Annotated in this window: 14 protein-coding genes; 11 read left to right on the top strand and 3 right to left on the bottom strand. The window is 64.9% G+C overall.

Annotated elements, in window-relative coordinates:
- Nucleotides 1-164: 164 nt before the first annotated feature.
- The 5 genes from truA (at nt 165) to accD (ending at nt 4693) form a co-directional block, all read left to right on the top strand.
- Nucleotides 165-992 carry a tRNA pseudouridine(38-40) synthase TruA gene (gene truA, locus ACDK93_RS12575; RefSeq protein WP_458069039.1) on the top strand — a complete coding sequence of 276 codons (828 nt, stop codon included), beginning with the start codon at nt 165-167 and terminating at the stop codon, nt 990-992.
- A complete protein-coding gene (locus ACDK93_RS12570; RefSeq protein ID WP_458069037.1) occupies nt 989-1615 on the top strand; it encodes a phosphoribosylanthranilate isomerase in 627 nt (208 codons plus the stop codon). Before truA ends, ACDK93_RS12570 begins: the two co-directional genes overlap by 4 nt.
- A gap of 105 nt (nt 1616-1720) precedes the next feature.
- Nucleotides 1721-2932, top strand: coding sequence for a tryptophan synthase subunit beta (gene trpB, locus ACDK93_RS12565; protein WP_458069036.1), 1212 nt, complete (start codon nt 1721-1723; stop codon nt 2930-2932).
- Nucleotides 2929-3729 carry a tryptophan synthase subunit alpha gene (trpA, locus tag ACDK93_RS12560; RefSeq protein WP_458069035.1) on the top strand — a complete coding sequence of 267 codons (801 nt, stop codon included), beginning with the start codon at nt 2929-2931 and terminating at the stop codon, nt 3727-3729. Before trpB ends, trpA begins: the two co-directional genes overlap by 4 nt.
- Nucleotides 3730-3820: 91 nt before the next feature.
- Nucleotides 3821-4693: an acetyl-CoA carboxylase, carboxyltransferase subunit beta gene (gene accD, locus ACDK93_RS12555; protein WP_458069034.1), complete on the top strand. Its 873-nt coding sequence runs from the start codon at nt 3821-3823 to the stop codon at nt 4691-4693.
- 268 nt (nt 4694-4961) lie between these two features.
- Here the strand turns inward: accD and ACDK93_RS12550 are convergent, their stop codons facing one another.
- Together ACDK93_RS12550 and ACDK93_RS12545 are read right to left on the bottom strand one after the other, a co-directional pair.
- Entirely contained in the window at nt 4962-5558 is a 597-nt protein-coding gene (locus ACDK93_RS12550) for a phosphatase PAP2 family protein (RefSeq protein ID WP_458069032.1), read from the bottom strand.
- On the bottom strand, nt 5527-6687 hold the full coding sequence (locus tag ACDK93_RS12545) for a glycosyltransferase family 4 protein (RefSeq protein ID WP_458069030.1): 1161 nt from the start codon (nt 6685-6687) through the stop codon (nt 5527-5529). Before ACDK93_RS12545 ends, ACDK93_RS12550 begins: the two co-directional genes overlap by 32 nt.
- 165 nt (nt 6688-6852) lie before the next feature.
- On the opposite strand from ACDK93_RS12545, the gene ACDK93_RS12540 reads away from it, so the two are divergent.
- On the top strand, nt 6853-7293 hold the full coding sequence (locus ACDK93_RS12540) for a DUF4399 domain-containing protein (RefSeq protein WP_458069029.1): 441 nt from the start codon (nt 6853-6855) through the stop codon (nt 7291-7293).
- A gap of 42 nt (nt 7294-7335) precedes the next feature.
- On the opposite strand, the gene ACDK93_RS12535 is transcribed toward ACDK93_RS12540, so the two are convergent.
- A complete protein-coding gene (locus ACDK93_RS12535; protein WP_458069028.1) occupies nt 7336-8118 on the bottom strand; it encodes a transporter in 783 nt (260 codons plus the stop codon).
- A gap of 76 nt (nt 8119-8194) precedes the next feature.
- Between ACDK93_RS12535 and gltX the strand changes: the two genes are divergently transcribed.
- From gltX to ACDK93_RS12510, 5 genes are all read left to right on the top strand, one after another.
- Nucleotides 8195-9595: a glutamate--tRNA ligase gene (gene gltX / locus ACDK93_RS12530; RefSeq protein ID WP_458069027.1), complete on the top strand. Its 1401-nt coding sequence runs from the start codon at nt 8195-8197 to the stop codon at nt 9593-9595.
- A gap of 34 nt (nt 9596-9629) precedes the next feature.
- Complete coding sequence (locus ACDK93_RS12525) at nt 9630-9902, top strand: hypothetical protein (protein WP_458069025.1); 273 nt, start codon at nt 9630-9632, stop codon at nt 9900-9902.
- A gap of 32 nt (nt 9903-9934) precedes the next feature.
- Nucleotides 9935-10438, top strand: a complete 504-nt coding sequence (locus tag ACDK93_RS12520) for a transcriptional repressor (protein WP_458069024.1) — start codon at nt 9935-9937, stop codon at nt 10436-10438.
- 108 nt (nt 10439-10546) lie between these two features.
- Entirely contained in the window at nt 10547-10984 is a 438-nt protein-coding gene (locus ACDK93_RS12515; RefSeq protein ID WP_458069023.1) for a MerC domain-containing protein, read from the top strand.
- Between the two features lie 61 nt (nt 10985-11045).
- A complete protein-coding gene (locus ACDK93_RS12510; protein WP_458069022.1) occupies nt 11046-12041 on the top strand; it encodes a cation diffusion facilitator family transporter in 996 nt (331 codons plus the stop codon).
- The last annotated feature ends 44 nt before the right edge of the window (nt 12042-12085 follow it).

Genomic DNA, 12085 nt, shown 5'->3' with positions numbered 1-12085 from the left:
GACTGTCGGGCCGGCCTTGCCGGCCCGACGTCGTTAGGGCCGCCGACTAGAGTTAGTCCAGTGCCGCAAGCGCCCTCAAAAGAAATGCCCAAAGAGCGGGCAAAGGATGCGCAGGACCGACCTGCTAATCTTGTGCGTCTTCGACCGAGCTTTTACCGAACGTCATGCGCATCGCCCTGGGTATCGAATACGACGGCACCGATTTTTCCGGCTGGCAGCGGCTGAAAACCGGAGCCAGCGTGCAGGCGAGCGTGGAGCGTGCGTTATCGACGGTGGCCGCGCATCCGGTGGAAATCAGCTGTGCGGGCCGCACCGATGCGGGCGTGCATGGACGCTGCCAGGTCGTGCATTTCGACAGCGAGGCGCAGCGCGACATGCGCGCCTGGGTGCTCGGCGTCTCGTCCAATCTGCCCGGCAGCGTGGCGGTGCTGTGGGCGCAGCCGGTGGCGGTGGAGTTTCATGCACGCTACGCCGCGCGCAGTCGCCGTTATCGCTACCACATCCTCAATCGGCCGGTCCGAGCGGCGCTGGACGCTCGCTACGTCACCTGGGAGCGCCTGCCGCTCGACGCCGATCGGATGCACGAGGCGGCGCAGGCACTGTGCGGCGAGCACGACTTCAGCGCGTTTCGGGCGCTGTCCTGCCAGGCCGCGCATCCGCGCCGCACGGTGCTGAATGTGAGCGTGCGGCGCGAGGGCGAGCACGTGTTTGTCGAGATCGAGGCGAATGCCTTTTTGCATCACATGGTGCGCAACATTGTCGGCTCGCTGCTGCTGGTCGGTCGCGGCGAGAAACCGACGACATGGATGGGCGAACTGCTGGCGGGGTGCGATCGCCAGGTGGCCGGCCCGACCGCGCCGGCATCGGGGCTTACCTTTCTGGGGCCGCGCTACCCGACCCACTGGGGTTTGCCGGCCGAGGTCAGCCAGCTCGAACCATCGCTGCCCGAAGTGCTGCTCATCGAATCATCAGGGTCGGAGATTGCCTCGTGACGCGAATCAAGTGCTGTGGCATGACCCGAGTCGAGGATGCGCTACTGGCGGCGCGGCTGGGCGCGGATGCGATCGGCCTGGTGTTTACCGCGCGCAGCGCCCGTCGGGTCAGCATCGAACAGGCTGTGCAGATTCGCCGCGCGCTGCCGCCGTTCGTGAGCGCGGTGGCGCTGTTCATGGACGATGACGAAACGCTGGTGCGTGACGTCATCGACGCAGTGCAGCCGGATCTGCTGCAGTTTCATGGGCAGGAGAGCGACGCGTGGTGCGTGCAGTTCGGCCAGCGTTATCTCAAGGCCATCGCGATGGGCGAGGGTGCTGCCGCACTGCCCCGGCTGCACGATTACCCGGGCGCCGTCGGTCTGCTGCTGGACGGGCACGGGCTCGGCGAGGTCGGCGGCAGCGGGCGCACGTTCGACTGGTCGCAGATGCCGCGCGACCTGACCCAGCCACTGATCCTCGCCGGCGGGCTCACCGCCGACAACGTGGTGCAGGCCATTCGCACTGCCCGACCGTGGGCGGTGGACGTGGCCAGCGGCATCGAGACTTCGCCCGGTATCAAGGATGCCGCTAAGATGGCCGTTTTGATCGACGCGGTTCGATCCGTCGTTATCTCCGCCTGATGGCAACCCGAGCGTTGCATCGGGCGGCGCATCCGCGACGTTGTGCCCCTGTGTGGCTTCAGCTGCTGCTGGGATGATGTTTTTTTGTCTTGATTGAGTGAGTGCATGAGCAAGATCGCGGATTTCAACGCCTATCCCGACGCCCACGGCCGATTTGGCGACTACGGCGGCAGCTATGTGGCCGAAACGCTGATGGCGCCGCTGGCCGAGCTGGCCGAGGCCTACGAGCGCCTGCGTCACGATCCGGAGTTCATCGCCGAGCTCGACCGCGATCTGAAGTATTACGTCGGCCGGCCCAGCCCGATCTACCACGCCGAGCGGCTGTCGCAGCACGTCGGCGGCGCGCGCATCCTGCTCAAGCGCGAGGATCTGAACCATACCGGCGCGCACAAGATCAACAACACGGTTGGCCAGGGCCTGGTCGCTAAGCGCATGGGCAAGCCGCGCATCATCGCCGAGACCGGCGCCGGCCAGCACGGCGTGGCCAGCGCCACGGTGGCCGCGCGGCTGGGCCTGAAGTGCGTTGTCTACATGGGCGAGACCGACATCGAGCGGCAGAAGATCAACGTCTTCCGCATGAAGTTGCTCGGCGCCGAAGTGGTCCCGGTGACCTCGGGTTCCAGAACGCTGAAGGACGCGCTCAACGAAGCGATGCGCGACTGGGTGACCAATGTCGCCGACACGTTCTACATCATCGGCACCGTGGCCGGTCCACACCCGTACCCGATGATGGTGCGCGACTTCAACGCCATCGTCGGGCGCGAGGCGCGCGAGCAGATGCTGGAGCAGTACGGCCGTCTGCCCGATGCGCTGACCGCCTGCGTCGGCGGTGGCTCGAATGCGATTGGCCTGTTCCACGCGTTTCTCAACGATGCCGACGTGCGCATCATCGGCGCCGAAGCGGCGGGCGAGAGCATTGCCAGCGGCCATCACGCGGCGTCGCTGGTGGCCGGACGTCCTGGCGTGCTGCACGGCAATCGCACCTACGTGCTGTGCGACGACAATGGCCAGATCACCGAGACGCATTCGGTTTCGGCCGGCCTCGACTATCCGGGCGTCGGTCCCGAGCACGCGTTTCTCAAGGACGCCGGCCGCGCCGAATACGTCGGCGTGACCGATGACGAAGCGATGGAGGCGTTCCACCTGCTGGCGCGTACCGAAGGCATTCTCGCCGCGCTCGAGTCGGCCCACGCGGTGGCGCAGGCGATCAAGCTGGCGCGCGAGTATCCGAAAGACGCGCTGATTCTATGCAACCTGTCCGGCCGCGGCGACAAGGACGTGCAGACGATTGCCGAGCGCGAAGGAGTCACGATATGAGCCGCATCGATCGGCGCTTCGCCGAGCTCAAGGCGGCCAAGCGCACCGGCCTGATTCCGTTCGTCACCGCCGGCGATCCCTCGCCCGAGCAGGCGGTGTCGCTGATGCACGCCCTGGTCGACGCGGGCGCGGACCTGATCGAGCTAGGCGTGCCGTTTTCCGATCCGATGGCCGACGGCCCGGTGATCCAGCACGCCAGCGAGCGCTCGATTGCCAAAGGCATCGGCCTGGCGCATGTGCTGCAATGGGTCAGCGAGTTCCGTACGCGCGATACGGACACGCCGGTCGTGTTGATGGGTTACCTCAATCCGATCGAAATCCACGGCTACGCGCGCTTTGCCAAGGAAGCGGTCGAGTCCGGCGTCGATGGCGTGCTGGTGGTCGATTGCCCGCTGGAAGAGGCGGCCGTGCTGAAGCCGCTGATCGATGCAGGCCTGCACCAGATACGCCTCGCTGCGCCGACTACGGCGCCCGAGCGGCTGGCCCAGCTGTGCGAGGCGGCTACCGGCTTTCTGTATTACGTATCGTTTGCCGGCATCACCGGCGCCGGGCATCTGAGCACCGATGACATTGCCGTCCGCGTGGCCGATATCCGCGCCCGGGCCAAGGCGCCGGTGGCTGTGGGCTTTGGCATCCGCGACCCGTCCAGCGCCAAGGCGATCGCCGGCTTCGCCGATGCGGTGGTGATCGGCAGCGCGCTGGTGGAGAAGCTTGAGGGTGCTGGCGATGCGGCGGCGATCGCCGAACGCGTGAACGCCTTTCTCGCGCCGATCCGCGCCGCGCTGGACGAGCGCTGACGCCTGCCGGTCGCGCGCCGGACCGGCGTCATGCAGACCTGGCTTGACGACTAGGCGATAATGAACCGATCCCTGAACAAGCGGTGATGCGATGAACTGGCTGCAAAAAATCATGAACCCGCGCACGCGCAACAAGCCCCAGCCGAATCCCGGCAAGGGCTCGGTGCCCGAGGGCGTGTGGGAAAAATGCGGCGGCTGCGGCAGCGTGCTTTACCGGCCCGAGCTGGAGCAGAACCTGATGGTCTGCCCCAAGTGCGGTCACCACGGTTACATCGAGGCGCGCACGCGCCTCAATGCGTTTCTCGATGAAGGTTCCGGCCAGGAGCTGTGGGCCAGCATGGAGGCCACCGATCCGCTGAAATTCCGCGATTCCAAAAAGTATCGCGATCGCATCATCGCCACGCAGAAAAAGACCGGCGAGAAAGACGCCATGATCGCGATGAGCGGCCTGCTGAAAGGTCGGCCGCTGATGGCGGTGGCCTTCGAGTTCGCCTATATGGGCGGCTCGATGGGCTCGGTGGTCGGCGAAAAATTCACCCGCGCCGCCGAGCGTGCGCTGGCCGACCGCAGCGCGCTGGTGTGCTTCTCCGCCACCGGCGGTGCGCGCATGCAGGAGGCGTTGTTCTCGCTGATGCAGATGGCCAAGACCTCGGCCGCGCTGGCCCGCCTGCGCGACGCCGGCGTGCCCTACATCAGCGTGCTGACCAATCCCACCACTGGCGGCGTGTCGGCCAGCCTGGCGATGCTCGGCGACATCAACATCGGCGAGCCGAAGGCGCTGATCGGTTTCGCCGGTCCGCGTGTGATCGAGCAAACCGTGCGCGAGACACTGCCGGAAGGTTTTCAGCGCTCGGAATTTCTGGTCGACCACGGCGCCATCGACCTGATCGTCGACCGTCGCGAGATGCGCGACAAGCTGGCCGATCTGCTGGGCATTCTGTCGAGCCAGGCGCGCGCGGCCTGATGCTTTCGAAGATTTAGTTTTCCACAGCGAATGTGGAAGGCTTGCGGCAAAGCCTGTGGACAAGCAGGCTTTGTCGTTTATGGATCAAGCACTTGCTACGTACTGCTCAGCATTTGATCAGCTTCCAACAGGCGGCGAGGACGAAGTTTTCCACAGCGATTGTGGAGCGAGCGGCTTAAAGCCTGTGGACAACTTAGCTATCTGCCTGACTTCAAAGAGACTTGTCACAGCGTGTCGATGGATTGACCAGGACGCAACGTCGGTCGGCTCACGCGATAGCGAACAGCCACGGCGCGAGATACAGCGACGCCGCGCCCAAACCGCAGCCGATGCCGATCGCCGCCAGCACGTCACTGGGGTAGTGCAGGCCAAGAATCACCCGCGACGCGGCGATCAGCGAGGTGAAGCCGATCAGCAGCGGCGCCAGCGCGGGAAACCAGCTGATCGCCACGACGCTGAAGCTCACCGCTTGCAGCGTATGGCCGGAGGGGAAACTGAATTCGTCCAGCGGCGGCACGTGCGCGATCACGCCAGGGCACACGCGATAGGGACGCGGTCGACGGGTCCAGCGTTTCAGCAGTCGGTACAGCAGCAGCGCGGTGAGTCCGGTTAAGGCCATATGGATGGCAGCGAATGCACCATGCCTGCCGCCGATCACGGCAAGCACCGCCATCAGCGCATACCAGAACACGCCGTCACCAAGCCGGCTGACGGCGCCGAAGAATAATCCGACCGCGCGTCGTGCACCCCAGCGATTGGCCGCGACGCAGACGCGACCATCGAGCGGGAAGCGCGGGCCGAGGGTGAGTTCCGGCGTCAGCGCTGAATTGAGTTCAGGCGTGCGAAACAGCGGCAACAGACGCATCAGCGTTCTCCTCGGCCAGATCACGCAGCAGGTTTTCGAAATCGCGGATGACGGCATCCGGCGAAAGGCCGGCCATGCCCAGATGCGCGGCGCGGCCCATGTGCCGGATAAGCGCCGGGTTGCTGCCGAGCCTGGCGGCCGCATCGATAAAGGCGGCGCTGTTGCCGGACTCGATGCAGTAGCCGTTGATGCCGTCGATCAGATGCTCGCGCGCGGCGCCTTCGGCAAACGCGACGACCGGCAGGCCCGCGGCCAGCGCTTCAAGAATCACGTTGCCGAAGGTTTCGCTAAGGCTGGAAAACGGAAACAGGTCGGCGCTGGCGTAATGCCGCGCCAGCGCCTCACCGCGCTGCACGCCGGTGAAAATGAAGTCCGGGTTGGCCGCCTGCAGCGACGCGCGCTCGGGGCCGTCGCCGACCCACACGTAACGCGCCTGCGGCACGCGCTGCTGGATCGCGCGAAACGCCTGCACGGCGACCGCGAGATTTTTTTCCGCCGCAATGCGCCCGACGTAAAGCACCACCGGTGTGCCGGCGTCGACGCTCCACGACGTGCGCAGCGTCTCATCGCGATAGCGTGGGTGGAACAGCTGCGTATCGACTGCCCGGCGCAGCAGGCGCGCGTTGTCGACGCCCATCGCGTGCAGTTCGCCGGCCAGCGCCTCGGTGGGCACCAGCGTGGCCGCCGCGCGCTGATGAAAGCGACGCAGGTAGCTGCGTACCAGTGGCGTGAGCAGGCCCACGCCGTAATGATCGGCGTAGCTGTCGAAACGCGTGTGGAAACCGCTGCTCAGCGCAATGCCCATGGACTTGGCTGTGCGCATCGCCGACCAGCCGAGCGGGCCTTCGGTGGCGACATAGACGGCGTCGGGCCGCTGCTGCGTCCAGTGCTGGCGCAAGGTGCGCGCCGCCGGCAGTCCGAAACGCAGGCCTGGATAACGGGGCAGGGCGCCGCCGCGCACGCTCAGCACGTCGATGCCGGGCTCGTCCGGATGCGGCTGCTGCTGGCGCGGGCGGATGAGGTCGACGCTGTGGCCCCGCGCGGCGAGTCCGGCGGCGAGGCTGTGCACGGTGAGCGCCACGCCGTTGATCTCGGGCGGATAGGTTTCGCTGACGATGCCGATGCGCATGAGCGTTTCCCTATGGTGTTGGCGCACTTTGGCCCGGTCGCGTTGCGTCAACGTGGCGGCCGCATGACGTTGTGGTGACTGCAGCTGCGCAAGCGTCAATTCGCCGGCATGCGTTTAAGCGGTGGTCGTGGCTACACTGGCTGCCCGCCCATGTGGAGTGCACCGATGAAACGCGTACTGCTCGCTCTCGCTCTCTCCGTCGCCGGCTTTGCCGGTGCCTCGATCGCCGCCGATGCGCCCGGTCTGCCCACCACCAAGGCGCCCAGCGGTGCCGAGGTCTACATCATCTCGCCGAAAAATGGCGCCACCGTGGGTCAGAACGTGACCGTCGAGTTCGGCCTGAAGGGCATGGGCGTGGCGCCGGCCGGCGTCGATAAGGAGAAAACCGGCCATCACCACCTGCTGGTCGACGTGAAGGACCTGCCGACCGCCGGCCAGCCGATTCCCAAGGACGAAACGCATCTGCACTTCGGCGGTGGTCAGACCGAGACGACGTTGAAGTTGACGCCCGGCACGCACACGCTGCAGCTCGAAATGGGCGATGAAAACCATATTCCGTTCGATCCGCCGTTGGTGTCGAAAAAGATCACCATCCACGTCAAGTGATCACGACGCGGTGCATGCTATGTCCGCATGCACCGCGTTCGATCAGCGGCCGAAGTAGATCGACACGCCGAGGTTGGTCTGCCACTCGGAGGCGCTGCCGGAAACGCGATGGTCGAAGCCGGCGTCGAGCTGCACGCGCGGCGTGACCAGCCACGCCAGACCAGCACCCGCCACCGCGCCGCTGCCCTCGTCAGGCGCATGCAGAAAGGCGGTTTCGGCATAAACCGTCAGCGTCTTGCTCACGCTGTAGTTGTCGCTGAACGCCACCGTGGTGCTGTCGCGGCCTGCGGCGCGAACGTCTTCGAGATATGCGCCGAGCGAATTTTTTTCATCGGCCTGCAGGTTGAACTGCGCGCCCAGAAGGTATTGATTCTGGTCGTTGCGAAACGCTTTCGAGCCATCGGTGAATTCGACGCTGGCGAGCAGACCCCAGCTGAAAATCTTGCTCGAGGTGGGCAGCGCAAATTTCACCGCGAGGTTGGTGTCGCCGTGGCCGTGGCTGCTGTCGTTGAGGCCGGGGCCACTTTCGTGCAGGTAGTCGTAAGCCGATCCGCCCAGCTGTAGCTCGAACGGGCCGCCGATGCCCAGCCTGAGCAGGGTGTCGGTGGTGTACTGCGAGCTGCTCACGCCGCTCTGGTGATCGCGACTCCAGTCCGGAAAACCCTGTTCCAGCGTGAAGTCGCCCGCGCCCAGCACGACCGGGGTGAAGCCGTAGCCGGGCCGGTCATAGCCGGGATTGTCTGCATGCGCGGGCGCGACCACGAACATCCATCCTGCCAGCAAGGCCACAGACACCACGCCGCTTCGATGGCGCAACCGACGCATGCCACGCTCTTTTCGCCGGTTATCGCTCCGGTATCGGCTAAAATCCACGCTCTGATTTCCCCATAGTTTGAATACGATGACCGTACGCACCCGCTTTGCCCCCAGCCCGACCGGCTTTTTACATATCGGCGGGGCACGCACTGCACTTTACTGCTGGCTGGAATCTCGCCGCCGCGGCGGCGAGTTTGTGCTGCGCATCGAGGATACCGATCGCGAGCGCTCAACGGACGCCGCCGTGCAGGCCATTCTCGATGCGATGCAGTGGCTGGGCCTGAATCACGACGAGGGCCCGTTCTACCAGACCCAGCGGCTGGAGAGATACCGGCAGGTCGCTGACGACCTCGTGAAGGCCGGCAAGGCCTACTACGCCTACGAGAGCAAGGACGAGATCGAAGCGATGCGCGAGGCCGCGATGGCCAAGGGCGAGAAGCCGCGCTACAACGGCTATTACCGCGAGCGCAATGAACCTCTGCGCGACGATCCGAACCGCGTGATCCGCTTCAAGAATCCGACCGAGGGTTCGGTCGTGTTCGACGACAAGGTCAAAGGTCGCATCGAGTGGGCGAACGCCGAGCTGGACGACCTGGTGATCTTCCGCTCCGACGGCTGGCCGACCTACAACTTTGCCGTGGTGGTCGACGATATCGACATGGGCATCACCGAGGTGATTCGTGGCGACGACCACGTCAACAACACGCCGCGCCAGATCAACATCTATCACGCGCTGGGCGCCAAGGTGCCGGAGTTCGCGCACCTGCCGATGATTCTGGACAAGGAGGGTAAAAAGCTCTCCAAGCGCACCAGCGCGGTCAGCGTGATGGAGTATCGCGACGACGGCTTCCTGCCGCACGCCCTGCTCAACTATCTGGTGCGTCTGGGCTGGTCGCACGGCGATCAGGAGATTTTTTCCACCGACGAAATGATCGCGCTGTTCGATATCGCCGACGTCAACAAGGCGGCCTCGCGCTTCGATACCGAAAAGCTGGCCTGGCTCAACCAGCATTACCTCAAGACCGACGATCCGCAGACCCTGGCGCCGGAATTCGCCTGGCATCTGGCACGCGCCGGCGTGGACACGTCGAACGGTCCGGCGCCGGCCGATGTGATCGTGGCGCTGCGCGATCGTGTGCACACCTTCAAGGAAATGGTCGACAAGGCGATGATCTGGTACGGCCCGATCGTCGCGTGGGACGACAAGGCGGTCGCCAAGCATCTGAAAAACGACACCGCGGTATCGGTGCTGCAGCAGGCGAAAACGCTGCTGGCCGAATGCGAGTGGAAGCCCGAGCCGATTCACCAGGTGATCGAGCAGATTGCCGCCACGCTCGAACTGGGCATGGGCAAAATCGCGCAGCCGCTGCGCGTGGCGCTGACCGGCACGCAGGTATCGCCATCGATCGACCACACGCTGTATCTGGCCGGTCGCGCCGAGGCGCTCAAGCGCATCGATGCGGCTATCAGCCGGGCGCAGGGTTAAGTCACATTCATGTCGATGACTTGTTTGTATCGGCATGGATGAGCTGCTCGCCAAAGCCTCTCAGGGCGTCGACCCCGATGCGCCCGACGCGTTTTTCCAGATAGTTCTTAACCTGTTGAATCTGATGCCGTGGGCAGCCATGTTCTGGTGGAGCGTGGCCTTTGTCGTGGTCGGTGCCGTGCTCGGCTGGTTTCGCGGTCGCACGGTTGAAGGCATCGTATGGGCTGCGGCGCTGGGCCCGATCGGCTGGATCGTGATCCTGATTCGGCCCAAATCCAAGCCGCGCGCGGAGCCGCCGCCGCTGTAGAAGCATCCCGTTGGCGTAATCGCCGGGGATGTATGATCCGCCAACGAGGTAAGCCCGTGAGCCATGACGCCAACCCGCACGCCCATCATCCGCATCCGCACGATGCGGAGAACTTCGTGCGCGCGGTGGAACACGCCAGCGAAGAGCGCGGCCTGCGCCTGACGCCGCTGCGAAAAGAAGTGCTGGAGCTGGTTGCCGCGGCCAACAAGCCGGTCAAGGCCTACGATCTGCTCGACCAACTGCGCGAGCGGCACGGCAACGCGGCGCCACCCACGGTGTATCGCGCGCTCGATTTCCTGCTCGAAAACGGCTTCATCCACAAGCTCGAGTCGATCAATGCCTTCGTTTCCTGCCATCACCCGGCGGAGGCGCACCAGGTGCCGTTTCTCATCTGCGACAGCTGTGACAGTGCGCAGGAGGTCTGCGACGATCGCGTGGCGGACCTGATCGAGGCGCAGGCCAAGGCCATGGGCTTCAAGCCGCAGGCGCAGACGCTCGAAGTCCACGGCACCTGCAAGGCCTGCCGCACCGCCTGATGCGCACGTTGGCAGGGTTGCCATAGGGTGTGGATTTCGCCAATGTTATAAAGTAACATTGAGTGACCGAGCACAAGCCGCCCCCCGGGTGACGCTTGGTCCAGGCCTATGAATTCCGATCAGGCAACTAAATCCCGCTGGTGGCATCTGGCCGATCGTGTTGGCGCGACGGCGTCGTTCCTTTGTGCCATCCACTGCGCCGCGCTGCCCTTCGTGCTGGCGCTGCTGCCGTTGATCGGCCTGCAGTTTCTCGCCGATCATCGATTCGAACGTGGTTTTGTCTTCTTCGCCTGCGCACTCGCCCTGGTTGCATTGATCATCGGCTATCGCCGCCACCACCGTGCGCTGCCGCTGATGCTGGCCGTGCCCGGTCTGCTGCTTTTGATTTTCGGCGTGACCTGGGCCGAAGGCATATCGATTATCGTGCACAGCGTGCTGGTGACGATTGGCGGTCTGCTGGTGGCCAGCTCGCATTTCATCAACCTGCGCAGCGATCGCCGGCGCAGCCACGCGGGCCATGTGCATGGCCCGCAATGCGCGCACTGATTTGCCTCATGCGCGGTCAAAGTAATTGTGTAACGGCGCCAGCCGTTCCTAGCATGTGCGCATGAGTACAACCCACGTTCATTCCCACGATCACGCGCACGCCCACGCTTCGGGCCACGCGCATTCGCACGATCACCACGAGCATGGCGTCAGCGATATTGGCGATCCGGGCAGCCGTCGCCGCGGCAAGCTGCTGTTCGCCTTTGCGCTGACCACCGTGATGATGATCGCCGAGGTCTTCGGCGGCCTGTGGTCCGGTTCGCTCGCCTTGCTGGCCGATGCCGGCCACATGATGGTCGACTCGCTGGCGCTGCTGTTGGCATTCGTTGGCGCGTGGATGGCGACCAAGCCCGCCGACGCGCGGCGCAGTTATGGTTACGGGCGGATGGAAGTGCTCATCGGCTTCGTCAACGCGCTGAGCCAGTTCGTGCTGGTCGGCTGGATCATCTATGAGGCGATTACCCGGCTGATGCATCCGGGCGAGATTCTTTCCGGCGTGATGTTCGTGGTGGCGATTTTCGGCCTGCTGATCAACGTGGTGGTGCTGCGCATGCTGCACGGCCACGCGCATGACGACGTCAACCTGGCCGGCGCCAGCCTGCACGTGCTGGGCGATCTGCTGGGCTCGGTGGCGGCGGTGCTGGCGGCGCTGGCGATCCGCTGGAAGGGCTGGCTGTGGGCCGACCCGGTGCTGTCGCTGCTGGTGTCGCTGCTGATCCTCAACAGCGCGTGGCGACTGCTGCGACTGTCGGCGCATATCCTGCTCGAAGGCGTGCCCGACGGCATGGACTGCGCTGAAGTGGAAACCTCGCTGCGCGGCGCGCACCCGTCGATCCGCAATATCCACCACCTGCACGTGTGGCAGCTGGCCTCGGGCTCCCGCATGGCGACCCTGCACGCCGAGTTGCATGAGCCCGCGCAGAGCGCCCAGGCGCTGCTGGCCATCAACCAGCTGCTGCTGCAGCGTTTCAATATCCAGCACGTGACAGTGCAGGTCGATCCTGACGGTGAATGTTTCGATCGGGCCGCGGGCTGCGTGGGTCACGGCCATCTCTGACTTTGGCGCTTTGCGCCCGCGCTGCTATGATGTTCGGCCAGCCA

The sequence above is a fragment of the Rhodanobacter sp. BL-MT-08 genome, from assembly GCF_054161255.1.
Note: the sequence above shows the minus strand (reverse complement) of the source record. Positions and strands in the feature narration are given on the sequence as shown.